Raw genomic sequence first — 23580 nt, 5'->3', positions numbered from 1 at the left:
GAGCCGTGACCGTTGAACCCGCTGCCGCCCGAAACCTACGCTCACCAGGCGACCCGCGAAACGAGGAACCCATGGGAATCCAGAGAATCGAATCGGTCACCTACAGCATCGACGACCTCGGCGAATGCGTCCGGTTCTTCGACGACTTCGGGCTCTTCCTCCTGGAACGGACCGACGAACACGCCGTGTTCGAGACCCGCACCGGCCAGACCCTCCACCTCGACACCGCACCGGGCGCACCGCTCCCGCCCCCGGTGGAGGACGGCCCCACCCTGCGGGAGGTGGTCTGGGGTGTCGACACCGCGCAGGAGCTGGAGCGCCTGGTCACCGCGGCCGGCCGCGACCGGCCGGTCCGGCAGGACGCCGCAGGCGTGTTCCACACCGTGGACGAGACCGGCTTCGGGGCCGGTCTGACCCTCGCCCGGCCCCGGCCCGCCGACGTCACACCCCGGCCCGCCAACGCGCTGGGCAGCGTCACCCGCTGGAACACCGCGCTGGAGCCGATCACCCGCGTACACCCGCTCCGCATGTGCCATGTCGCGCTCAACATCCCCAAGGAGGGCCGCGAGGAGGCCGTCGCCTTCTACGTGGACCGCCTCGGCTTCCGGCCGACCGACGTCGTCGAGCCCATGGGCGTCTTCATGCGGGCACCGGGGGACGACGACCAGCACACCATGCTGCTCTGCCACCGCCCCGACAAGGCAGGCGTCAACCACATCGCCTACGAGGTCCCCGGCTTCGACGACGTCGTCGAGGGCGGCAACCACATGATCGACCGGGGCTGGCGCGAGGCCCGCAGACTCGGCCGCCACACGGTCGGCTCCAACGTCTTCCGCTTCGTGCACGCACCCTGCGGCGGGCGCGTCGAGTACGCCGCCGACATGGACCGCGTCGACGACTCCTACGAGACGCGCGTCCACACCGACACCCCGCCACACCACATCTGGGCCCTGCGCACCAACCGCGACCAGCAGGAAGCCGCCCCCGCCACCTGACCCGCGTTCCGCCCCCCGCCCCGGCCGCCGAGCCGTGGGCTCCCACCGTCTCGTCCGCCGGCCTGAGAGGGCTCCCACCCATGACCACCGACCACGGCTATCCCGCCGTCCGCCTGCACATAGCGGGGCAATGGTGCCCAGGCGGCACCGGACGCACCGCCCCGATCCTCAACCCGGCCACCGAAGAGGTGATCGGAGAAGTCCCCCTCGCCACCACCGACGACCTGGACCGCGCCCTAGACGCCGTCGCGCGGGGATTCAGGACCTGGCGCGACACCCCCGTCGCCCGGCGCACCGCGATCCTGCACACCGCCGCCGACCTGCTCACCGAGCGGGCTGGCGAGGTCGGCCGGATCATGACCCTCGAACAGGGCAAGCCGCTGGCCGAGGCCACCGGGGAGGCCCGCCGCGTCGCGGACACCCTGCGCTGGCACGCCGACGACGCCCGCCGCGCCTACGGCCGCATCATCCCCTCAGCCCCGGGCACCCTGCTGTCCGTACGCCGTGAACCGATCGGCCCCGTCGCCGCGTTCGTCCCCTGGAACTTCCCGGCGGGCGGACCGATGCGCAAGATCTCCTCGGCCCTCGCCGCGGGCTGCTCCATCGTCATCAAGGCGTCCGAGGAGACCCCGGCCACGGCCGCCGCACTCGTCGGCTGCTTCGTGGACGCGGGCCTGCCGGCAGGTGTCCTCAACCTCGTCTTCGGCGAACCGGCCGAGGTGTCGGCCCACCTGATCGCCTCACCCGTCATCCGTCTCGTCGCCTTCACCGGCTCGGTCCCCGTCGGCAAGCTGCTGGCCGCCGCCGCGGGCGAGGCCATGAAGCCGTCCCTGATGGAGCTCGGCGGCCACGCCCCCGTGATCGTGTGCGCGGACGCCGACCCCGCCCGCGCCGCCCGCCGCGCCGCCCAGGCCAAGTTCGCCAACGCCGGCCAGGTCTGCACCTCGCCGAGCCGGTTCCTCGTCCACGAGAGCCTCGTCGGCGACTTCACCGCCGAGTTCGTGAAGGCGGCCGAGGCGGTCGTCGTCGGCGACGGCCTGGCCGAGGGCACGACCATGGGCCCCCTCGCCAACGAACGCCGGCTGCGGGCGATGGAGCGGCTGACCGCCGACGCCGTACGCCGTGGCGCCACCGTGCGTACCGGCGGCGAACGGCTCGACCGGGCGGGCTACTTCTTCGCGCCGACCGTCCTCACCGACGTGACCCCGGACGCGGACCTGATGCGCGAGGAACCGTTCGGGCCGCTCGCGCCCATCACCGCGTTCAGCGACCTCGACGCGGCGCTGCGCACCGCCAACGAACTGCCCTACGGTCTCGCCGCGTACGCCTTCACCGAGTCGGCGGCCACCGCCGAGCACCTGGTGCGCGAACTGGAGGCGGGCATCCTCTCGGTCAACCACTGCGGCGGCTCGGTCCCCGAGGCGCCCTCGGGCGGCGTCAAGGAGAGCGGTTACGGCAGGGAGGGCGGGCCCGAGGCGCTGGAGGCCTATCTGGTCACCAAGCGCGTCTCCCACCTCCTGGCGGGCTGAACACCATGAGGTACACCCGTGTGTCGGCTGGCGGACGGGCGGTGTGGGGCCGCGTGGGGGAGGAGGACATCGAGCTGCTGTCCGGGTCCCCCCTGAAGGCCATGGACCGGCACGGTTGCGACGATCCCGGCCTCACCGTCATCGGCACCGTGCCCCGGGCCGAGGCCGTCTGGCTGCCGGTCGTCGTCCCGCCCGTGTTCTACGCCGTGGGCCTGAACTACCCACGCCACATCGCGCATTGCGGAGCCGAGGTCCCCGCACGCCCCGAAGTGGGCTACCGGGCCAACAGCGCGCTGACCGGCCACGGATCGCCCATCGTCAAACCGGCGGACGTGTCCGGCCGGTTCGAGGCCGAACCCGAACTCGTCGCCGTCATCGGCCGTACGCTGCGGCACGCCACGTACGAGGAGGCCCGCGCCTCGGTCTTCGGCTGGACGATCGGCAACGACGTCAGCGCCCGTGACTGGCAGCACCGGGACCGCACGTTCTGGCGCAGCAAGAACAGCGACACGTTCAAGCCGATGGGTCCCTGGATCGAGACGGACGTCGACGCCCTCGCGCAGACGACCACCCTCCGGGTCAACGGCGAGGAACGGGCGGTGTTCCCGACCGGCGACATGGTCTTCGACCCGTACGACTACATCGTCGAGATCACCCGGCACATCACCATGCGCCCCGGCGACGTGCTGTGGATGGGCGCCGAGTCGACCTGCCGGATCGAGCCCGGGGACACCATCGACATCGAGATCAGCGGTATCGGCGTGCTCTCCAACCCCGTACATCCAGAAGGGAATTCCGTATGAGCAAGGCCCCGCGCTACATCCATCACGTCAACTTCCCCACCACCGACCCCGACCGTACCGCCGAGTGGTACACGAAGGTCTTCGGGATGAAGCGGATCATGCCCAAGTCCAACACCCGGGTCGTCCTGATGACCCGCGGCAACTTCGACCTCCACTTCACCCCGGTCGAGGAGATGGAGCGCATGGCGCCCTACCACTTCGCCGTCGAGGTCGACGACTGGGACGAGTTCCTCGCCCATCTGAAGGAACTGGGCATCCGGCACACCCGCCCGATCGAACGCCCCGAGAACCAGTCCAAGTTCTGCTACATCCACGACCCCGACCACACCATGATCGAGCTGGTCTTCCACGGCAGGCGCACCGACTGAGCGCGCGCGGCCAGGATTCCCCTCCCCCCGTACCTCCAGGAGTTCCCTCCATGCCTTTCGCCGACTCCGACGGCACCTCCCTCTACTACGAGCGTCACGGCAGCGGTCCGGTGATCCTCTTCGTGCACGGCAGCGGCGGCAACCACGCCGCCTGGTGGCAGCAAGTGGCCGCGCTGCGCGACGAGTTCACCGTCGTCACCATGGACCTGCGCGGCTTCGGCAAGTCCGACTCCGCCATGCCGGAGTTCGACGGCCAGGACTTCCCCGGCGACGTCCTCGCCGTCCTGGACGCCGAGGACCTCACCGATGTGATGCTGGTGGGCCAGTCCATCGGCTCGGTGGCCGCCCTGCGCGCCGGCCTGCTGCGCCCCGACCGGGTCGGAGCCGTCGTCCTCGGCCACTCCCTCGGCGGCATCAGCCACCCCGAACTGCGCGAACTGGCCGCGGCCGACCGCGCCGAGGCCGTCAAGCTGCCCGTCATCGACCGGCTGCTCACCCGGCGCTTCCAGCGGGAGCACGCCGACCGCACCTTCCTCTTCCAGCAGATGGGCACCTTCAACGTCGCCAGGATGGCCGACCTGCGCAACCTCGACACGGACGGCCCCTCGCTGCGGGACATCGAGGCGTCGGGCGTCGAGATCGCCTTCCTGCTCGGCGAGAAGGACGCGGTGCTCAGCGTGAAGACCGTGACCCGCGCCCACGAACTGCTCCCGGGCTCCCGGCTGGAGATCGTCCCGGAGGCCCCGCACTCCATGTACTGGGAGACACCCGGCCCGTACAACCGGGCCGTCGCGCGCCTGCGCCGCACCCTCGGACAGAAGGAACCCGCATGAACAGCCTCACCCTCGACGCCGCCGATGAGATCGTCGCCGCCGCGCTGAAGCGGGCCCAGGCGCTCGGGAAGGCGGTCAGCGTCGCCGTGGTGGACGCGGGCGGCTTCGTCGTCAGTGTCCGCCGCTGCGACGGCGCCCGCCCCCTCACCCCGGACATCGCCCGCGCCAAGGCGTACACCGCGGCCGTGATGCAGCGCCCCGGAAAGATGCTGAAGAAGTGGCAGGAGAGCCAGCCGGTCTTCTTCGCGCAGCTCTCCCAGCTCCCGGGCGCCGCCCTGCCCATCATGGCCACCGAGGGCAGCGTCACCATCAAGAAGGACGGCGAGATCATCGGCGGACTCGGCATCGCGGGCGGCACCGCGGACGAGGACCAGCGGGTCGCCGACGAGGTCCTCGAATCCCTCGGCTACGAACTGGAGTTCGCGGCCTGGGGTGTCGCGGGCGCAGCGGCCGGCGACCACGGGAAGACACGGAGCGCCGAGCACGCCGAGCAGGCACGGAGCGCGGACAGCCCCCAGAAGGCACGGAACGCCGAGAACACCGAGAAGGGTGCCTGAGCCATGGCGGACACGTTCAACTACCGCATCGACCACCACGGCAGCCTGGTCCGCCCGGCCGGCCTCAGGGAACGGGGCGACGACCCCGGGGCACTGGACGACGCCGTCAAGGAGGCGGTGGCCCTCCAGCGCAGGGTGCGTTCCACCGTCGTCACGGACGGCGACTTCCCGCGCGAGGACTTCCGCGGTGCCGTCCTCGGCGCCGTCTCCGGCTTCCGCCGTACCGGCGACACCGGACCCGACGGACTGTCCCGCTGGGTGGCCGAGTCCCTGCCCAAGGCCGACGGCCCCCTCCTGGCCGACCGGGCGGCCCGGCTGGCCGAGCTGACGGTCATCGCGCCCAAGGTGTCCCTGCCGTCCCCGGCCTACCTCGCCGCCACCACCTTCGACCCCGCTCTCGCGGGTACCGGCGGTCCGGCCTCGGCCCGCGAACTCGGCGAAGCCCTGGCGGAGATCATCCACACGGAGATCGGACTGCTCGTCTCCCGCGGCGTCCGGCTGATCCAGCTCAACAACCCCCTGCTGCTTGGCCACATCGCGGCCGATCCGGCCACCGCCGGCGCGCTGGCCTTCGAGGACACGCTCGCCGTGGAGGCACTCGCGGTGCGCCTGGACGAGCGCCCCGAGGGCGTGCGGATCGGCGTCTGCCCCGGCTGGCGGGCACCGGACGCGGTGGACCGGGCCAGGGCCGAGCGGCTGTACGGCGAGATTCCGGCCGACCGCTGGATCCTCCCGTACGACCGGGGGACGGCCGCCGAACTCGACCTGCTCAGGGCACTGCCGGAGGACCGGGACGCGTGCCTCGGGGTCGTGGACGCGACCACCCCCGAACCGGAGGAGATCGACACGGTGCTGGCCCGCATCGACGCCGGCGCCGAGATCAAGGACATCGAGGACATGGCGCTCTCGCCGTCCCGCGGCTTCGCCGACGTCGCGACGCGACCGCTCCTCGGCGCCGAGGACCAGCGCCGCAAACTGGTCCTCGTGGAGACGCTCGCCCGCTACTGCTGGGGCAACGAGTTCTGACCCGGTGACCGATGCCGGCCGGGAGCCACGAGCGGCCTCCCGGCCGGCGGTTCACAGCACCTCGGCGAACGTCACCGCGCGTTCCGTGAGCAGCGGCAGGACGACGCCCACGATGAACTCCGTGAAGTGGTCCGCCGCCCGGTGCGCCTCGAAACCCGCGCGGTCCGTGTACCGCTCGTAGAGCACGAACGACCCCGGCCGGTCCACCTCGGCGTGCACCTCGTAGGCGAGGTTCGCCGGCTCGCCGGGGGTGAGTTCGCGCATCTTCAGAAGCGCCGCGCGCACGGTGTCCGCGTCGGCGGGCGCGCAGCGGTAGTGGGCGACGACGGCGAGAGCCATGGGTGTCCTCCGTGGGAGCGGGGTCGTCGGGCCCGCCGATTCCAGCACGAATCCCCTGATGAGCGACCCGCGCGGCGCGCAAGCAATGTCTGCCGCCGCGGGACTGGCCGACCCGGCCCCCGCTCGTGTGTTGTCGTTGCGGCCCCTGCGGCCGTCCCACCCGGTTGACCGCGGCCCCGCACCGCGGCGGACGAGAGAAGTGATCTTGATGCGAACCCTGGAAACCCTCCTCGGTGGGGAGTGGGTGGCGACCGGCGCGTGGATCGACGTCCACGACCCCGCCGACCTGCGCGCCCCCGTGGCCCGCGTTCCCGCGCTGAGGGCGGCCGATGTCACCGACGCCTACGACCACGCCGAGCGGGGCTTCGCCGTCTGGAAGCGCACCAGCCCGTTCGAGCGCGCCCGGATCATGACGGACGCGGCCCGGCTGCTGCGCGAGCGCGTCGCGGAGATCGCCGAGGACCTCAGCACCGAGATGGGCAAGACCCGCGTCGAGGCGACCGGAGAGACCCTCAAGGCCGCCGACTTCCTGGAGTACTACGCGGGTCTCGCCCGCCAGGGCTACGGCACGCTCGTGCACGACGTACGCCCGGACACCCGCACGCACCACCAGCGCGAGCCGGTCGGTGTCGTCCTCGCGATCACCCCCTGGAACGACCCGCTGATCACCCCGGCCCGCAAGCTGGCCCCGTGCCTCGCCGCGGGCAACGCGGCGATCCTCAAGCCGGCCACCGACACCCCGCAGGCCGCACTGCACCTGGCCCGCGCCCTGCACGACGCGGGGCTGCCCGCCGGTGTCCTGGGCGTGGTCACCGGACGTGGCGCGGAGATCTCCGAGGCACTGCTCGGCGATCCGCGCCTCGCCGCGGTCACCTTCACCGGCAGCAACGAGGTCGGCGAGGGCCTGCGGGCCGCGCTCGCCCACACGAACGCTCGCTTCCAGGGCGAGCTGGGCGGCAAGAACGCCACCGTGGTCCTCGCCGACGCCGACCTGGGGGCCGCCGCCAAGGCCGTGGCCGCCGCCGGCTTCGCGCAGGCGGGCCAGCGCTGCACGGCCACCAGCAGGGTCGTCGTCGAGCGGCCCGTGTACGAGGAGTTCACCGCGCTGCTGCTCGCCGAGGCCGCCGCCCTGCGCGTCGGACCGGGACTCGCCGCCGGCACCACGATGGGGCCGCTGGTCAGCGCCCGGCAGCGGGACGGCGTCCTCTCCGACATCGAGCGCGCCGTCAAGCAGGGCGCGACGGTCCTCGCCGGCGGCGACCGGCCCACGGACGAGGCCTTGAGCCACGGCTGTTACGTCAACCCGACCGTGCTCGCGGACGTGTCCCCGGACCTCGACATCTGGCGCGAGGAGGTGTTCGGACCGGTCGTCGCGCTGTGCGCGGTGGACTCCTTCGACGAGGCGGTCGAGGCGGTCAACGACTCGGTCTTCGGCCTCGCCGCCGCCGTGTTCACCCAGGACCTGGGCGCCGCCCACCGGTTCGCGGACGAGGTGGAGTGCGGCCAGGTCGCGGTGAACACCACCACCTCGGGCTGGGACGTCCACCACCCGTTCGGGGGTTTCCGCGACTCCGGCTCGCCGTTCAAGGAGCAGGGCGAGGAAGGGCTGCGCTTCTACACCCGGGTCAAGACCGTCGCCATCCACTTCGGTGCCTGACGGGGCCGTGAGCGGTGAGAGGAGGAGAGCGGATGGCTGACGAGACGATCGCCGTCGTCGGCGCCGGGATCGTGGGTCTGGCCACGGCACGGGAGATCGCCCTGCGCCGGCCCGGTACGCGGGTCGTGGTCCTGGACAAGGAGCAGGAGGTCGCCGTCCACCAGACCGGTCACAACTCGGGCGTGGTGCACGCCGGTATCTACTACCGGCCGGGCAGCCTCAAGGCCCGCCTGTGCACCCGGGGCATGGCGATGATCCGCGCGTACTGCCAGGAACGGCGGCTGCCCTACGACGAGTGCGGCAAGCTCGTCGTCGCCGTCACGGACGACGAAGTGCCGCGGCTGGAGGCCCTGTACGCCACGTCCCTGGAGAACAGGGTGCCGGGCCTGCGCCGGGTCCACGCGGACGAGATCCACGAGATCGAGCCGTACGCCGTGGGCCGGGCGGCCCTGCACTCACCGCGTACCGCCATCACCGACTACACCGCCGTCGCCCGGTCGTTCGCCCGGGACGTCGTGGACTCCGGCGGCGAGGTGCGGCTCGGCTTCCCGGTGACCCGCGTCACCCGGCTCACCGGCGGGGGCGTCGAGGTCGCCTCCGGTGGCGAAACCCTGCGCGCCGGCCGCCTGGTGCTCTGCGCGGGACTCCAGAGCGACCGGGTCGCCCGGCTGGCCGACGACGGCGACGAGCCGCGCATCGTCCCCTTCCGCGGCGAGTACATGACCGTCACACCGAGCAGGGCGCACCTGGTCCGCGGCCTCATCTACCCCGTGCCCGACCCGCGTTACCCCTTCCTCGGCGTGCACTTCACCCGCCGCGTGAACGGCGACGTGGAGGTGGGACCCAACGCGGTCCTCGCCCTCGCCCGCGAGGGATACCGCCGCTCCGACATCGACGTCCGCGAACTCGCCCGCATCGCCCGCTTCCCCGGCATGTGGCGTCTGGCCAGGGAACACTGGCGCACCGGCGTCAAGGAGATACGCGGCTCACTGTCGGTGGACGCCTACATGAAGGCCGCCAGGGCGTACGTCCCCGCCATCCACGCCGCCGACGTGGTGCGCGGCGGGGCCGGCGTACGGGCCCAGGCGCTCGGCAGGGACGGCTCGCTGGTGGACGACTTCGTCATCCACCGGGCCGGTGGCGTCACCGCCGTACGCAACGCCCCCTCACCCGCCGCGACCTCCTCGATGGCGATCGCGGAACACATCGCCGACACCGTCCTCGGTGACACCCGCGCAACCTGAACATGCCCCGTGCGCAGGGCACTTCCGCGCAAGAACTGCTTGCGCCCCCAGCGCTCGGCAAAGGCCTTTCGCCGACCTAGCGTTCCCTCCGCACCACCCCGGCACCCCTCCGCAGAGAAACGGCAGATGACATGTTCGTTGTCGACACCCAGATCCACATCTGGAAGGAAGAGACCCCGGACCGCCCCTGGGTCCCCGGCGCACGGGAGCGCATCCGCCTCAACGGACACCGCGAGGACCCGTTCTCCTACGAGGAGGCCCTCGAGCTGATGGACGAGGCGGGCGTCAACCGGGCGCTGATCCTGCCCCCGTCGTGGGAGGGCAACCGCATCGACTACGCCCTCGAGGCCTGCGAGGCCCACCCGGACCGCTTCGGCATCATGGCCCGCGTCCCGCAGGACGACGCCGTCGAGGGCACCGCGATGCTGAAGGACTTCGCCCACAACCCGCACATCAAGGGGACCCGGCTCACCTTCCACCGTCCGCAGGACCGCAACTGGATGATCGACGGCACCAACGACTGGTACTGGCCGATCGCCGAGGAACTCGGCATCCCCACCATGGTCCACGCCCCGATCTGGAAGCGCGAGCTCGGCGAGATCGCCGCCAAGCACCCCGGCCTGAAGATCATCATCGACCACATGGGCATCATGGCCCGCTGCGTGGACGACGCGATCGGCTACTGGGTCCAGGAGACCGCCGACCTGGCCGTGCACCCGAACATCTACGTCAAGGTCTCGGCGCTCCCCGGCTACTCGACGCAGCCCTTCCCGAACAAGAACATCGAGAAGTACGTGCGCGAGATGGTCGACAGGCTGGGCCCCCAGCGGTGCTTCTACGGCACCGACATCACCCGCCTGCTGGGCCACGGCATCACCTACACCGACACCATCGAACAGTTCACCCAGCACTGGGACTTCACGCCCGAGGAACTGGAGTGGATCCTGGGCCGCGGCATCTCCGAGGTCCTCGACTGGCCGATCGAAGGCTGAGGACACACCGGAGATGACGGACACCGAGAACACACCGGGTGCCGGCGGCAGGGACGGCGGTGAAGCGCTCGTATCGGCCTTCAACGCCGTCGGCGCCGACTACGTCTTCTGCTCGTCGGGGTCGGAATGGGCCCCGGTCTGGGAATCCCTGGCCCGGCGCCACCGCGACGGCGAGCCCGCACCGGAATACCTGGACCTCACCCACGAGACCGTGGCGGTCGGGATGGCCACCGGCTACGGCCTGCTCGCCCGCCGCCCGCAGGCCGTGCTCCTGCACGCGGCCCCCGGCCTGCTCCAGGGCTCCATGGCGGTCCACGGAGCCCTGCTGGCCGGCGTCCCCATGGTGGTCGCCTCCTCGGAGTCGACCACCTACGGCGACGGACCCGGACAGGACCCCGGCGGTCAGTGGTACCGCAACCTGTCCGTCGTGGGCGGACCGCACGGCATCGCAAGACCGTTCACCAAGTGGTCCAACGAGGCCGCCGGAGTGCACACCCTGCCCTCCATGGTCACGCGGGCCGCCGAGCTGGCCTGGCGGGCTCCGGCCGGACCGGTCTACCTCGACATCCCGCTGGAGATCCTGCTGGAGGAGTGGGACGGCCGCGAGGCCAAGCCCGTCGTCCCACCGGGTTCGACCCACAGTTCCCCCGAAGAGGCCGACCTCGTGGCCGAGTTGATCCGCGAAGCGGCCGTCCCGGTGATCGTCACCGAGACGGCGGGCCGCGAGGCGGGCGGCTTCGAGGCCCTGGTCGCCTTCGCCGAGGCCTGGAACCTCCCGGTCGTCGAACCCGACTCGGCGGTGTGCGGCAACTTCCCGCGCACCCACCCGCTGCACGCGGGCTCGGACATCGGCCCCTGGATGGACGAGGCCGATCTCATCCTCCTCGTCAACTGCCGCGCCCCCTTCTATCCGCCGTCGCGCCGCCCGTCCAAGGCGCGGATCGTGGTCATCGACGAGGTGCCGCAGCGCCCCCACGTCGCCTACCAAGTCCTCTTCGCCGACCACTACTTGGAAGGGAACGTCGCCAACACCCTGCGCCAGCTCGCCAAGCGGGCGCACACACGGCCGCCGGACCTCGAGGCCACGGCCGCCCTCACCGCGCGCCGCGTGGAGCATGAGGAGCGGCACGCGGACGAACGGGCCGCCATCGCGGCCGCCGAGACGAAGGCGACCCAGGCAAACGCCTTACAGGCAGAGGGCGTCGACCCCGTGCACGTCGCCGCCACCCTGCGCGGACTCCTGGACGGACAGGACGCGATCGTCGTCGACGAGACGATCACGCACAGCCGTGTCGTCAAACGCCATCTGCAGACCTCCGAGCCCGACACGTACTTCTACGTCCAGGGCGGACTCGGCCAGGGCATCGCGGTCGCGCTCGGCGTCAAACTCGCCGCGCGGGAACGGCCCGTGGTCCTCACGATCGGCGACGGCGCCTTCGCGTACAACCCGGTCATCCCGTCGTACGACGCCTCGAACGCGTACGGACTGCCGCTGCTGATCGTGGTCTTCAACAACCGTGTCTACAAGTCGATGAACCTCAACCATCGCCGGTTCTACCCCGAGGGCGCGGCGGCCGAGACCGGCGAGTGGCTCGGCACCGACCTGCGCCGGCTGCCCCGGCTCGCCCGGTTCGCCGAGCCGTTCGGCATGCACACCGAGACCGTCGACGCGCCGGACGCGCTCGCCCCCGCCCTGGAGCGCGCGCTCAAGGCCGTGGCGGAGGGCACCACCGCTGTCGTCGACGTCCTCGTCACCCGCTGATCCAGGAGGCACCCGCCACCATGACCGACACCCCAACGCCCAAGCCGGGCAAGGTGCTCGTCCCCGCCGAGGAGCTCCGCGGATTCGCCGCGGCCCTCCTCGAGAAGGGCGGCCTTCGCCCCGAGCACGCCCGTACCACCGCCGACGTGTTCGTCTGGGCCGCGCTGCGCGGCGTCGACTCCCACGGCACCGCGCGTGTCCCCGCCTACCTGGAGCTGCTCTCCAAGGGGGTGGCCAACGCCAGTCCCGAGATCACGGTCGAGTCGAGCACCCCGGCCGTCGCCGTCCTCGACGCCGACCGCGCGCCAGGACCGGTGGCCCTCACCGCCGCCGCCGAGGAGGCGGTCACCCGGGCCAGGACGAGTGGAATCGCGGCCGTCGGGGTGCGCCGCACCGTGCACACCGGTGCCATCGGCTACTACGTCTCGAAGATCGCCGAACAGGGCCTGATCGGTATCGCGTTCGTCGCCGGCATGCCCAACATGGGCTACACCGGGGTCAAGGGCGCGGCGGTCGCGACCAGCCCGCTCGCCGTCGCCGTACCGGCGAGGAGTCATGCCCCGCTGCTCCTCGACATGGCCACCGCCACCATCGCCCTGGGCAAGATCCGGCAGGCCCGGGCGAGCGGCACCCCGCTGCCCGAAGGCGCCGCCGCCACCGGGGACGGCACCCCCACCACCGATCCGGACAAGGCGGTCATGCCGCTGCCGCTGGGCGGCGCCAAGGGGTCCGGAATGTCGCTCGCCTTCGAGCTGCTGACCAGCGTCCTCGTCGGCGCTCCCATCTTCGCCGCCTTCCACTCCGACGATCCCGAAGGACGCAAGCACCGCCAGAACGCGCTGATCGTCGCCATCGACCCGGCGGCCTTCGGCGACGCCGACGGGTTCACCGCGGCCGTCGACGCCACGCTCGCCACGCTCAAGGCGCTGACTCCGGCGGACGGAGCGCAGGGCGTGTTCTACCCGGGGGAGCGCAGCGCCTCGGTCGCGGCGCGGCGCGCGGGGGAGGGGGTGCCCGTGGCGGCCAAGGTGTGGCGCGAGCTGACTGAGAGCGCGGCGGGGTTCGGCATCTCCGTGCCCGAGGTCCAGGGGTAGCTCCCGGACGTCCTCGTAGCCCCCGGCGGCCCGGTGCCGCGGCAGACGCTGTCCGTCTGCCGCGGCACCGGGCCGCTCCGTTGCCGCGCCCGGCCCGGCCGGTGCCGTGAACGCGCCGGGCCTGTACGTGAACGTGCCGGGCCTCCGGTGCCGCGTCGCGCGAGATGAGCGCCCCTCCGGCCGGCCGCGGGTCCGCCCCGGCTCCGGCACAGGTCCTGCGTCTCCCGGAGCGGCGGCGGACCCGTGGGTTCCGCCGTCGTACGGTCGGCAACATGCCGAACAAAATTGTTGACAATCTTGTTGGTCTAGATTTACGTTCGACAGGCACTCACTCAGGGAGGGCGCAATGCAGACGGAAGCCCGTCCAGGCACCGGCGAGCAGGCCAAGCAGCACGCGTTGGCGCAGCTGCGGCAGGCGATTCTGCGCGGAGAGATGGCACCGGCCCAGCGGCTGGTGGAGAACGAACTCGCCGAGCAGTTCGGTGTCACCCGGGCCAGCGCGCGGGCGGCGTTGATCGAGCTGGAATCGGAGGGACTGGTCGAACGGATCCGCAACCGCGGATCACGCGTCCGGGTGGTGACCGTGGAGGAAGCGGTCGCCATCACCGAGTGCCGTATGGCCCTCGAAGGTCTCTGCGCCGCCAAGGCGGCCGTCCTGGCCACCGACGACCAGCTCGCCGAGCTGGCCGATCTGGGCGCCGCCATGGTCAAGGCGGTCGGCGACGGTGAACCCATGACCTACTCCGAGCTGAACCACGAAGTACACGCCCGGATCAGGGAGTTCTCCGGCCAGCGGACGGCCGTGGAACTCCTGGAACGGCTCAACGCCCAACTGGTTCGCCACCGCTTCCAGTTGGCGTTGCGTCCCGGTCGCGCGCAGCAGTCCCTGAGTGAACACCTGGCCATGATCGAGGCGATCGCGGCCAGGGACCCGCAGGCGGCCGAAGCGGCCGTCCGCGCTCACCTCGGCAGTGTGATCGAAGCGCTGCGCGACTGACGCACCGCGCGGCGACGCGCGGTGCGACGGACAGCCGAGGCGGGCGCCCACCTGTCCACCAAGGAGATTCCAGCAATGACGCACGGCTACGCGCCCGCCACCCCCGAGCCCCCGGCCCCGCCCGAGCCCGGGGGGAGCCCGTCACGATCGACGCTCGTCGTCACCGCGCACGCCGGAGACTTCGTGTGGCGGGCAGGGGGTGCCATCGCCCTGGCCGCGTCCCGCGGGGAGAAGGTCACCATCGCGTGTCTGACCTTCGGCGAGCGCGGTGAGTCCGCCAAGGCCTGGCGCGAGGGCAAGAAGCTCGACGAGATCAAGGCGATACGCCGTGAGGAGGCCGAGAAGGCCGCCGCCACGCTCGGCGCCGCGGTCCGCTTCTTCGACGCCGGCGACTACCCGCTGACCGTCACCGCCGAGCTCACCGACCGCCTGGTGACGGTCTACCGCGAGACCCAGCCGGACGTCGTGCTCACCCACCCGGCCGAGGACCCGTACAACGGCGACCACCCCGCCGCCCACCGCATGGCGCTGGAGGCCCGGGTCCTCGCCCAGGCCATCGGCTATCCCGGCGAGGGCGAGATCATCGGCGCCCCGCCCGTCTTCTACTTCGAACCCCACCAGCCCGAGATGAGCGGCTTCAGGCCCGAGGTCCTCCTCGACATCACCGAGGTGTGGGAGACCAAGCGCAAGGCGATGGAGTGCCTCGGCGCCCAGCAGCACCTGTGGGACTACTACACCGACCTCGCCGTACGCCGAGGTGTCCAGCTCAAGCGCAACGCCGGCCCCAACCTGGGCCTGGCCCACAAGACCATGGCCGAGGCGTTCATGCGTCCCTACCCGCAGATCGCGAAGGAGCTGGCATGAGCGGCGTGATCGTCACCGGCCCGCCGAAGGCGGACGCGAAGGACGTCGAGGCGATCGCCGGATACGGCACCGCGACCGTGCACGAGGCCATGGGCCGCACCGGCCTGCTCGGCACACGTCTGCGCCCCGTCCAGCAGGACACCCGTGTCGCCGGCACCGCGGTCACCGTCCTGTCCTGGCCCGGCGACAACCTCATGATCCACGCCGCGGTTGAGCAGTGCGGAGAGGGCGACGTCCTCGTCGTCACCACCACCTCGCCCTCCACCGACGGCATGTTCGGCGAACTCTTCGCCACGGCGCTCCAACGGCGCGGCGTGCGCGGTCTGGTCATCAACGCCGGCATCCGGGACACCGCCGAACTGAGGGAGATGGGCTTCGCCGCCTGGTCCGCCGCTGTCAGCCCGCAGGGCACGGTGAAGGCGACCGGCGGCTCCGTGAACGTGCCGGTGGCCATCGGCGGCCAGATCGTCCGGCCCGGCGACGTGATCCTCGCCGACGACGACGGCGTGGTGTGCGTGCCCCGCGAGAGTGCCCGCCGGGTCGCCGAGGCGTCCGAGGCCCGCGAGCGCAAGGAGGCGCTGGCCCGCGCCGCCTTCCTCGACGGCGAACTCGGCCTGGACCGCTACGGGTTGCGCGAGACGCTGGTCCGCCTGGGCGTGACCTACACGTCGTACGACGACTACGTGCGGGACGGAGCCACGCCATGAGCGGGCCCGACGAGGTGCGCTGCATGCTCCTGCGCGGCGGCACCTCCAAGGGCGCCTACTTCCTCGCCGGGGACCTCCCCGGGGACACCGCCGGACGCGACGATCTGCTGCTGCGCGTGATGGGCAGCCCCGACCCGCGCCAGATCGACGGCCTGGGCGGCGCCCACCCGCTGACAAGCAAGGTCGCCGTGGTCTCGGTCTCAGCGGACCCCGCCGCCGACGTCGACTACCTCTTCCTCCAAGTCGCCGTCGACAAAGCGGAAGTGTCGGACCGTCAGAACTGCGGCAACATCCTCGCCGGGGTCGGCCCGTTCGCCGTCGAACGCGGACTGGTCGAGCCGGGGGAGGGCCGTACATCGGTACGCATCCGCATGGTCAACTCCGGGGACCTCGCGGTCGCGAGCTTCCCCACCGAGGGCGGGCGCGTGGTCTACACGGGTTCCGCCGAGATCTCCGGGGTGCCCGGGACGGCTGCTCCGGTGGTGATCGAGTTCCCGCGGGGGAGCAGCCCGCTGCTGCCCACCGGCCATGCCCGGGACATCGTCGCCGACACCCCGGTGACCTGCGTGGACAACGGCATGCCGACCGTGCTGATCGCCGCGTCCTCGCTGGGCGTCACCGGGTACGAGGCCCCCAAGGACCTGGAGGAGGATCCGGCGCTGGCCGACCGGCTCCGCGAGATCCGCCTGGAGGCGGGCAAGCTGATGGGTCTCGGGGACGTCGAGAACGCCACCGTGCCGAAGCTGACCCTGCTCGCTCCGCCCCGCGCCGGCGGTGCCGTCATGACCCGCACGTTCATCCCGGTGCGCTGCCACACCTCCATCGGTGTCCTCGGCGCCGCGAGCGTCGCCGCCGGGCTGCGCGTGGAGGGCGGCGTCGGGCACGGCGTGGCGCGCCCGCCCGAACGGGGCGACCGGCTGCGTATCGAACACCCCACCGGATTCCTCGACATCGAAGCAGGTGTCGAGTACGGCCCCGGGGACGCCGCACCCGTGGCCCGGCGCACCGCCGTCGTCCGCACCGCACGCAAGATCTTCGACGGCACGGTCTTCCCCCGGCCGGCCGGAGCCGCACATCACCCTTAAGGAGGCCCCATGGCCCCGCCGCTCGGCGACATCGCCCACCTCGGGCACGTCGAACTGCTCACCCCCGACCTGGACGCCAGCGTCCGCTTCTTCACGGACTACCTCGGGCTGACCGAGAACGGCCGCTCCGGAGACTCCGTCTATCTGCGGACCTGGGACGACTACGAGCACCACAGCCTGACCCTCACCGCCCACACGACCTCGGGCATCCGCCGCACCGCCCTGCGCGCCTCCAGCGAGGAGGCCCTCCAGCGCCGGGTCAAGGAGATCGAGAGCGCCGGCCGCGAGGGCCGCTGGGTGAACGACGAGCCGGGGCTCGGCCCGGTCTACGTCACCACCGACCCCGACGGTCACGAGCTCGCCCTGTACTGGGAGAGCGAGTGGTATCAGGCGCCCGACCATCTCAAGCCCGGTCTGAAGAACCAGCCGCAGGCCAAGCCCGGCCACGGGGTCGGCGTACGACGCCTGGACCACGTGAACTTCCTCGCCTCCGACGTCGCCGCCAACGGGGACTTCGTCCGTGACGCGCTCGGGGCCCGGCCGACCGAGCAGATCCAGCTCGACAGCGGCCGGATCGCCGCCCAGTGGCTGACCTTCAGCAACAAGTCGTACGACGTCGTCTACACGGAGGACTGGACGGGTTCGAGCGGGCGCCTGCACCACATCGCGTTCGCCACGGACACCCGTGAGGACATCCTGCGCGCCGCCGACCTCGCCATCGACACCGGTGTGTTCATCGAGACGGGCCCGCACAAGCACGCCATCCAGCAGACGTTCTTCCTGTACGTCTACGAACCCGGCGGCAACCGCATCGAGCTGTGCAACCCGCTCACCCGACTCGTCCTGGCCCCCGACTGGCCCCTGGTCACCTGGACCGAGAACGAGCGGAAGAAGGGCCAGGCCTGGGGCCTGAAGACCATCGAGTCCTTCCACACCCACGGCACACCGCCCATCGGCTGACCACCCCGTTGGCCTCGCGCCGGGCGCCGAACTTCTGAGCGAACCGTTCCAGCCATTGCCTACGTGCGGGCGGCACTGACCGTGTGCCGCCCGTGCGTGCTTTCATCTGCCTCTCAGCCACCCGTGCCAGAGTCGCGAGGGGTGGCTTGATTGTTTCGCAGATTGTTGACAAAAGCGTTGACACTCCGGGAGTTCACTCCTTAGCGTCTGTCGCACAATCGGGTCAGCCGCACGAGCCGCGTCGACCCGCGTCCCCGATCCCCTTCCAGGGCCCCCACCTCCTGGACGAGAGGAAACAACGATGTCCTCCTCCCTCGCCCTGCCCGCTCGCGGCGGCAGCAGACTGGCCGCGATCGTCGTCGGTCTCTGCTGGCTGGTCGTCCTCTTCGACGGCCTCGACATGTTCATCTACGGCTCCGTGCTGCCGCACATGCTGGAGACGAAGGCGCTCGGCATCGACCCCGGCAAGGCCGGCGACGTCGGCTCCTACGCCACCTTCGGCATGCTGATCGGCGCCCTGTGCTCGGGCACCGTCAGCGACTGGGTCGGCCGCAAGAAGACGATCATCGCGTCGACCGCCGTGTTCTCGCTGGCCTCCGCGGTCTGCGCCGCCGCCGGGAGCCTGGGCGTCTTCAGCCTCGGCCGCTTCCTGGCCGGCCTCGGCCTCGGCGGTCTGCTGCCGAGCGCGATCACCATGGTCACCGAGTACGCGCCGAAGGGCCGCCGCGCCCTCATCGTGGGTTCCCTGATGACCGCCCACCAGGCCGGCGGCATCGTCGCCGGATTCGTGGCGCTCGGGACGGGCGACTGGCGGGTCTCCTTCTGGATCTGCGTGATCCCGCTGTTCATCGGAGTTCCGCTGGCGGCCGCCTTCCTGCCCGAGTCGATGTCCTTCCTCCAGGCCAAGGGCCGCACCGACGAGGCCCGCGCGCTCGCCGACCGCTACGGGGTCGACCTGGCCGCACGCGCCGAGGAGCGCCAGGCCGTGGCCGACCGCTTCAGCGCCGTCACCGCCCTGTTCCGCGGGGGCCGGTGGATGCAGACCCTGCTCTTCTGGATCGCGTCCTTCGGCGGTCTCCTCCTCGTCTACGGCGTCTCGCAGTGGCTGCCCTCGCTGATGAAGGCCAACGGCTACGACCTCGGCTCCTCGATCGGCTTCGTCATCGTCATCAACCTCGGCGGCATCGTCGGCATGCTGATCGGCGGACGCCTCACCGACAAGTTCGGCGGCTCGCGCATCTCCGCGATCTGGTTCGGCGCCACCGCCATCGGGATCTACTCCCTCAGCTTCAAGATGGCGCTGCCCCTCACCTACACGGTCGTCTTCCTGACCGGCATGTTCCTCTTCAGCGCCCAGGCGATGATCTACGCCACGGTGGCGCACCGCTCCGAGGACGACAACCGTGCCACCGCGGTCGGCTGGACCTCCGGAATGGGACGCTTCGGCGCCGTCTTCGGCCCCTGGCTCGGCGGCCAGCTGCTCGCCACCGGCTCGACGACCGCGGGCTTCACCGCCTTCGCCCTCGCGGGCGTCTTCTCCCTGGTGTTCGTCAGCCTGACCGGTCTGCGCCGCGTCCAGGCGACGCCCCTGAGCTCCGTCCCGCAGCAGGAGCTGGCCGCCACCGGCTGACCGGGGCGGCACAGAGCCGGCGTCCGGGCGGGCCCTGCGGAAGGGCCCTCCCGGACGCCCTCATGCCCGGGGCGTGCGCGCGGTGACGCCTGGCGAGTGATGAACAGGGAGGACACCGCCTTATCCCGTTGCCCCGTTCGTCCCGGGATGTTGAAGTGACCCCATGGATCACGTAGCGGTACTGGCGTTGTTCGACCGGGACATGCGGGAAGGCGCCCGGCCCGACGCGCCGGGCGCCCGCGTCGAGCGCGTCGGCAAGGTGGTGCGCCAGGTCGGCGCCGACAAGGGCTGGAACGGGGTGGTCTGGTCCGACCTCGACGCGACGGGCGCCGACGCGGCCATCGCCGAACAGGTGCGCTTCTTCTCCGGGCTCGGGGGCGGCTTCGAGTGGAAGCTGTACGGGCACGACCGGCCCGAGGACCTGGGGCAGCGACTGCGGGCCGCGGGTTTCACCGCCCAGCCCGAGGAGACGCTGATGGTCGCCGAGCTGAGCGATCTGGCCCTCGACGGGGAACCGCCCGAGGGCGTACGCCTGCTGCCGGTCACCGACCGCGCGGGCGTGGCCCTCGTCGCCGACGTCCATGAGCAGGCCTTCGGCGGCGACAGCACCCTGCTGCGCCACCAGCTGCTCGCCCAGCTCACCGGCGACCCGAACACGGTCGTCGCCGTCGTGGCGCTCGCCGGAGACGTCCCGGTCAGCGCGGCCCGCATGGAACTCCCGCCGGGGGCCCGGTTCGCCGGGCTGTGGGGCGGGGGGACCGTCGAGGCCTGGCGGGGCCGGGGCATCTACCGCGCCCTCGTCGCCCACCGGGCCCGTGTCGCCGCCGAGCGCGGCTACCGCTACGTCCAGGTCGACGCCTCCAGCCAGAGCCGCCCCATCCTCACCCGGCTGGGCTTCCAGCCGCTCACCACGACCACGCCGTACGTGTACGAAGGGTGACCCCTGCCGCCGTCGACGCGAGCGGCCGGGGGCGATGTCGCCGTACTGAGGGCGGACGTCCGACACAGGAATCCGTCGTCGGGCGCCGAGTCCCGGCCGGGAACCCCGGCCGAGGCCCCGGGACCGACGCGGGACCTGGGGGACCGGCGCCCCGGAGCGCGCCGCTGTCCCTGCCCCTCAGAGGTCCAGCCGGTACTCCAGCTCCCGGTGGGTCGGCCGGTAGCCGAGCGCGTCGTTGATGCCGATCATGTGCGCGTTGCTGTCGGCCGTGTCGGTCAGCAGTCCGGCGAGTTCCGGGTACCGCAGACGCGCTGCGCGGATCGACTCGGCCTTCATCCACAGCCCGAGGCCGTGGCCGCGATGCCCGGGCAGGACGCCCGTTCCGTAGTGCTGGGCGTCGCCGCGCCCGCCGCCCGGTACGACGAGTTCCGAGAATCCGGCGACGGAGCCGTCCGAGCGGTCCACCACGGCCACCGTGTGCAGCGCGTCGCCCCGTTCGAGGACGGCCTCGGCCACGGCCACGACCCGCGTGACGTCCCAGACGTCGATGCCGTGGTCGCTGTCCTCCATCGGCATGTCGTCCATGGCCCGGCGGGAGTCGGCGAAGGTGTGCGCCAGTTCGGGCGGCACGACGCCGTCCCAGCTCGTCAACGCGTAGCCGGGATGCGGGCGTTCGGCGATCGCGGTCACCGCTTCGAGGTCGAGTTCCGGCAGCGGGAGGCGGGCGAACGTCAGAGCCAGCACCGGGCGGAACCCATGGGCCGTGAGAAACGGCTCGCCGGGGGAGCCGGCCGTGACGTGGGCGACCAGCGACCGGCGGCCGTCGCCCCGCGCGGCGGTCAGGGCGGCGTCCAGAAGGGCACCGCCCACTCCGTCGCGCCGCTCGGCCGGGTGCACCGCGATCTCCAGTTCGGCGCGATGGTCCCGCCCCTTCCCACCGGGCAGCCGAAGGAACGCCGAGCCCACCGGGACCCCTTCGGCGTCCGAGGCCAGCCAGGCCAGTCGTCGGTTCGAGGGGGAGGAGCCGGGATCGGTCAACGGCGTGATGCGTGGCGGCAAGGTGTCTCCGTGAAGTGGCGGCGCAGGGATGCGAAACCCGCAGAACGTAGCCGCACACACCCCCGCCCGGCAACGCAATTCGGCGAGCGCCGCCCGTCAGCCGGTTCCGGCCCGGCGCCGGCCGCTCAGTGACGCCCCCTGGCCCGGTCCAGTGCCGTGACGCCGATCGCGGCGAGGCCTATCTGGATGAGCCACTCGATCCAGTCGACGCCCTTGGTGTCGGCGACGCCGAACGCGGCGGCGATCCCCGACCCGATGAACGCGGCCACGATGCCGACCACGATCGTCCACAGGATGCCGATGCGCTGGCGTCCCGGCACGGCGAGCCTGCCCAGTACACCGATGACGATGCCGATGACGACGGCACTGATGACGCCCGAGATCTCCATCTCCGCCCCTCCTGGTCGGTCCCCCGCTGTTATGTATCTGCCCGTATCGGGCCCGGCCAGTCCGCCGCCGCGCAGGCACCCGTGGGGATGCCGCCGGAGGGCCTGCGGCGCGCCCCGTCCGCCCCCTGGGCAACTCGTGTTTAGACATGTACCGTTCAATAATCTGTTGAACGGGAGACGGTCAACTTCCGTTCTACGCGCGCAGACTTGGCGCCCGCACCGCCTCTCCCCCCTCATTACCGGAGGTTCGTCGGATGCTCGGATTCAGGAAGTCCCGTCACAGACTCACCACCGCCCTGGGCCTGTTCGGACTGCTCGTCACGGGTGCCGCGCTCCAGGCGGCCACCGCTGTTCCCGCCCACGCGGCCACCCCCCACCGCGTCCTGTTCGACAACGGTCACGCCGAGACCGCGGGCAACGCCGACTGGATCATTTCCACCAGCCAGCCCGACCCGCTCGGCCAGAACTCCAGCCCGACCTCGGAGACTTCCTGGACGGGCGCCCTGTCCTCCTGGGGCGTGGCCCTGCAGAAAACCGGCAACTACAGCCTGAAGACGCTGCCTTCGGGCTCCAGCCTCACCTACGGGGGCAGTGCCGCGACCGACCTGTCGAACTTCGACGAGCTGGTGCTGCCCGAGCCCAACACGCTGTTCACCACGGCCGAGAAGACCGCCATCATGACGTTCGTCAAGAACGGCGGCGGCCTCTTCATGATCTCCGACCACACCGGAGCCGACCGCAACAGCGACGGCTACGACGCGGTCGAGATCTTCAACGACCTGATGAGCAACAACAGCGTCGACAGCACCGACCCGTTCGGCTTCTCCATCGACACGCTGGACGTCGGCTCCGACTACCCGAGCGCGATCAGTGACAGCACCAACGCGGTTCTGCACGGGTCGTTCGGCACCGTCACCAAGAGCCTGATCGCGGACGGGACCACGGCCACGCTCAAGCCGGCCGACAACTCGGCCGTCAAGGGCCTGCTCTACCGGACCGGTTACTCCGGGAACACCGGCGCGTTCTTCGCGACCAGCACGTTCGGCAGCGGCAAGGTCGCGTTCTGGGGCGACAGTTCCCCGATCGACGACGGCACCGGCCAGTCCGGCAACACCCTGTACGACGGCTGGAACGACACCGGTGCCACCAACAAGGCCCTCGCCCTGAACGCCACCGACTGGCTCGCCGGCACGACCAGCGGTGGCGGTGGCGGCGGCACCTGCACGGCCACGCAACTGCTCGCCAACCAGGGCTTCGAGTCGGGCAGCACGTCCTGGACCGCCACCAGCGGGGTCATCACCAACAGCTCCAGCGAGGCGGCCCGCACCGGTTCGTACAAGGCCTGGCTCAACGGCTACGGCTCGGCCAACACCAACACGCTCGCGCAGTCCGTGACCGTCCCCGCGGGCTGCTCGGCCACCCTGAGCTTCTATCTGCACGTGGACACGGCCGAGACGACCACGAGCACGGCGTACGACACCCTCAAGGCACAGGTCCTCAACAGCAGCGGCACCGTGCTGTCGACCCTGGCCACGTACTCGAACCTGAACGCCGCGTCCGGGTACACGCAGCGCTCGTTCAGCCTGGGCACCACCTACGCCGGGCAGACGGTCACGATCAAGTTCACCGGCGTCGAGGGCTCCACGCTCCAGACGTCGTTCGTCCTCGACGACACCGCGCTCAACGTGAGCTGAGCGCGAGCCGGACGAGGGGCGGGCCCGGAACCGGGTCCGCCCCTCGCGCCGTTCCA

Annotated in this window: 23 protein-coding genes; 20 read left to right on the top strand and 3 right to left on the bottom strand. The window is 71.5% G+C overall.

Features of this window, described 5'->3' with window-relative positions; translation table 11 throughout:
* Positions 1-71: 71 nt before the first annotated feature.
* The 7 genes from OG485_RS05220 to OG485_RS05190 all read left to right on the top strand — a co-directional run bounded on the left by OG485_RS05220 (position 72) and on the right by OG485_RS05190 (position 6111).
* A complete protein-coding gene (locus tag OG485_RS05220; RefSeq protein WP_328664831.1) occupies positions 72-995 on the top strand; it encodes a VOC family protein in 924 nt (307 codons plus the stop codon).
* A gap of 80 nt (positions 996-1075) precedes the next feature.
* A complete protein-coding gene (locus OG485_RS05215; protein ID WP_328664830.1) occupies positions 1076-2524 on the top strand; it encodes an NAD-dependent succinate-semialdehyde dehydrogenase in 1449 nt (482 codons plus the stop codon).
* Positions 2525-2529: 5 nt separating this feature from the next.
* A complete protein-coding gene (locus OG485_RS05210; protein WP_328664829.1) occupies positions 2530-3327 on the top strand; it encodes a fumarylacetoacetate hydrolase family protein in 798 nt (265 codons plus the stop codon).
* Positions 3324-3695: a VOC family protein gene (locus OG485_RS05205; RefSeq protein WP_326789625.1), complete on the top strand. Its 372-nt coding sequence runs from the start codon at positions 3324-3326 to the stop codon at positions 3693-3695. Before OG485_RS05210 ends, OG485_RS05205 begins: the two co-directional genes overlap by 4 nt.
* A gap of 50 nt (positions 3696-3745) precedes the next feature.
* Positions 3746-4528: an alpha/beta fold hydrolase gene (locus OG485_RS05200; RefSeq protein WP_328664828.1), complete on the top strand. Its 783-nt coding sequence runs from the start codon at positions 3746-3748 to the stop codon at positions 4526-4528.
* Positions 4525-5085: a GlcG/HbpS family heme-binding protein gene (locus tag OG485_RS05195; RefSeq protein ID WP_328664827.1), complete on the top strand. Its 561-nt coding sequence runs from the start codon at positions 4525-4527 to the stop codon at positions 5083-5085. The genes OG485_RS05200 and OG485_RS05195 overlap by 4 nt, the downstream gene beginning before the upstream one ends.
* Before the next feature lie 3 nt (positions 5086-5088).
* The gene (locus tag OG485_RS05190) at positions 5089-6111 is read left to right on the top strand and encodes a methionine synthase II (cobalamin-independent)-like protein (RefSeq protein WP_328664826.1); all 1023 of its coding nucleotides are present in this window, start codon (positions 5089-5091) and stop codon (positions 6109-6111) included.
* Between the two features lie 51 nt (positions 6112-6162).
* Here OG485_RS05190 and OG485_RS05185 read toward each other — a convergent pair whose 3' ends face one another.
* Positions 6163-6450 (bottom strand): putative quinol monooxygenase, encoded by a 288-nt coding sequence (locus OG485_RS05185; protein ID WP_328664825.1) that lies wholly within the window; start codon positions 6448-6450, stop codon positions 6163-6165.
* A 208-nt stretch (positions 6451-6658) separates the two neighbouring features.
* On the opposite strand from OG485_RS05185, the gene OG485_RS05180 reads away from it, so the two are divergent.
* The 12 genes from OG485_RS05180 (at position 6659) to OG485_RS05125 (ending at position 20382) form a co-directional block, all read left to right on the top strand.
* Complete coding sequence (locus OG485_RS05180; RefSeq protein ID WP_328664824.1) at positions 6659-8107, top strand: aldehyde dehydrogenase family protein; 1449 nt, start codon at positions 6659-6661, stop codon at positions 8105-8107.
* Between the two features lie 32 nt (positions 8108-8139).
* The gene (lhgO, locus tag OG485_RS05175) at positions 8140-9351 is read left to right on the top strand and encodes an L-2-hydroxyglutarate oxidase (protein ID WP_328664823.1); all 1212 of its coding nucleotides are present in this window, start codon (positions 8140-8142) and stop codon (positions 9349-9351) included.
* A 131-nt stretch (positions 9352-9482) separates the two neighbouring features.
* Positions 9483-10343 (top strand): amidohydrolase family protein, encoded by an 861-nt coding sequence (locus OG485_RS05170; protein ID WP_328664822.1) that lies wholly within the window; start codon positions 9483-9485, stop codon positions 10341-10343.
* Between the two features lie 13 nt (positions 10344-10356).
* Entirely contained in the window at positions 10357-12105 is a 1749-nt protein-coding gene (locus OG485_RS05165; protein WP_328664821.1) for a thiamine pyrophosphate-dependent enzyme, read from the top strand.
* 20 nt (positions 12106-12125) lie between these two features.
* The gene (locus tag OG485_RS05160; protein WP_328664820.1) at positions 12126-13199 is read left to right on the top strand and encodes an Ldh family oxidoreductase; all 1074 of its coding nucleotides are present in this window, start codon (positions 12126-12128) and stop codon (positions 13197-13199) included.
* 346 nt (positions 13200-13545) lie between these two features.
* On the top strand, positions 13546-14196 hold the full coding sequence (locus OG485_RS05155) for a GntR family transcriptional regulator (RefSeq protein ID WP_328664819.1): 651 nt from the start codon (positions 13546-13548) through the stop codon (positions 14194-14196).
* A gap of 75 nt (positions 14197-14271) precedes the next feature.
* Positions 14272-15060 (top strand): PIG-L deacetylase family protein, encoded by a 789-nt coding sequence (locus OG485_RS05150; protein WP_328664818.1) that lies wholly within the window; start codon positions 14272-14274, stop codon positions 15058-15060.
* Positions 15057-15767, top strand: a complete 711-nt coding sequence (locus OG485_RS05145; protein ID WP_328664817.1) for a 4-carboxy-4-hydroxy-2-oxoadipate aldolase/oxaloacetate decarboxylase — start codon at positions 15057-15059, stop codon at positions 15765-15767. The genes OG485_RS05150 and OG485_RS05145 overlap by 4 nt, the downstream gene beginning before the upstream one ends.
* Complete coding sequence (locus OG485_RS05140; protein WP_328664816.1) at positions 15764-16852, top strand: 4-oxalomesaconate tautomerase; 1089 nt, start codon at positions 15764-15766, stop codon at positions 16850-16852. The genes OG485_RS05145 and OG485_RS05140 overlap by 4 nt, the downstream gene beginning before the upstream one ends.
* 9 nt (positions 16853-16861) lie before the next feature.
* Positions 16862-17812, top strand: coding sequence for a catechol 2,3-dioxygenase (locus tag OG485_RS05135; RefSeq protein WP_328664815.1), 951 nt, complete (start codon positions 16862-16864; stop codon positions 17810-17812).
* Positions 17813-18113: 301 nt separating this feature from the next.
* Entirely contained in the window at positions 18114-19442 is a 1329-nt protein-coding gene (locus tag OG485_RS05130; RefSeq protein WP_328664814.1) for an MFS transporter, read from the top strand.
* A 163-nt stretch (positions 19443-19605) separates the two neighbouring features.
* Positions 19606-20382 carry a GNAT family N-acetyltransferase gene (locus OG485_RS05125; RefSeq protein WP_328664813.1) on the top strand — a complete coding sequence of 259 codons (777 nt, stop codon included), beginning with the start codon at positions 19606-19608 and terminating at the stop codon, positions 20380-20382.
* A gap of 177 nt (positions 20383-20559) precedes the next feature.
* Here the strand turns inward: OG485_RS05125 and OG485_RS05120 are convergent, their stop codons facing one another.
* The gene (locus OG485_RS05120; protein WP_328664812.1) at positions 20560-21441 is read right to left on the bottom strand and encodes a GNAT family N-acetyltransferase; all 882 of its coding nucleotides are present in this window, start codon (positions 21439-21441) and stop codon (positions 20560-20562) included.
* 125 nt (positions 21442-21566) lie between these two features.
* A complete protein-coding gene (locus tag OG485_RS05115; RefSeq protein WP_328664811.1) occupies positions 21567-21830 on the bottom strand; it encodes a GlsB/YeaQ/YmgE family stress response membrane protein in 264 nt (87 codons plus the stop codon).
* 254 nt (positions 21831-22084) lie between these two features.
* Here OG485_RS05115 and OG485_RS05110 point away from each other — a divergent pair, with 254 nt between their 5' ends.
* Positions 22085-23524: a hydrolase gene (locus tag OG485_RS05110; protein ID WP_328664810.1), complete on the top strand. Its 1440-nt coding sequence runs from the start codon at positions 22085-22087 to the stop codon at positions 23522-23524.
* The last annotated feature ends 56 nt before the right edge of the window (positions 23525-23580 follow it).

The sequence above is a fragment of the Streptomyces sp. NBC_00328 genome, from assembly GCF_036139655.1.
Classification (GTDB): domain Bacteria; phylum Actinomycetota; class Actinomycetes; order Streptomycetales; family Streptomycetaceae; genus Streptomyces.
Note: the sequence above shows the minus strand (reverse complement) of the source record. Positions and strands in the feature narration are given on the sequence as shown.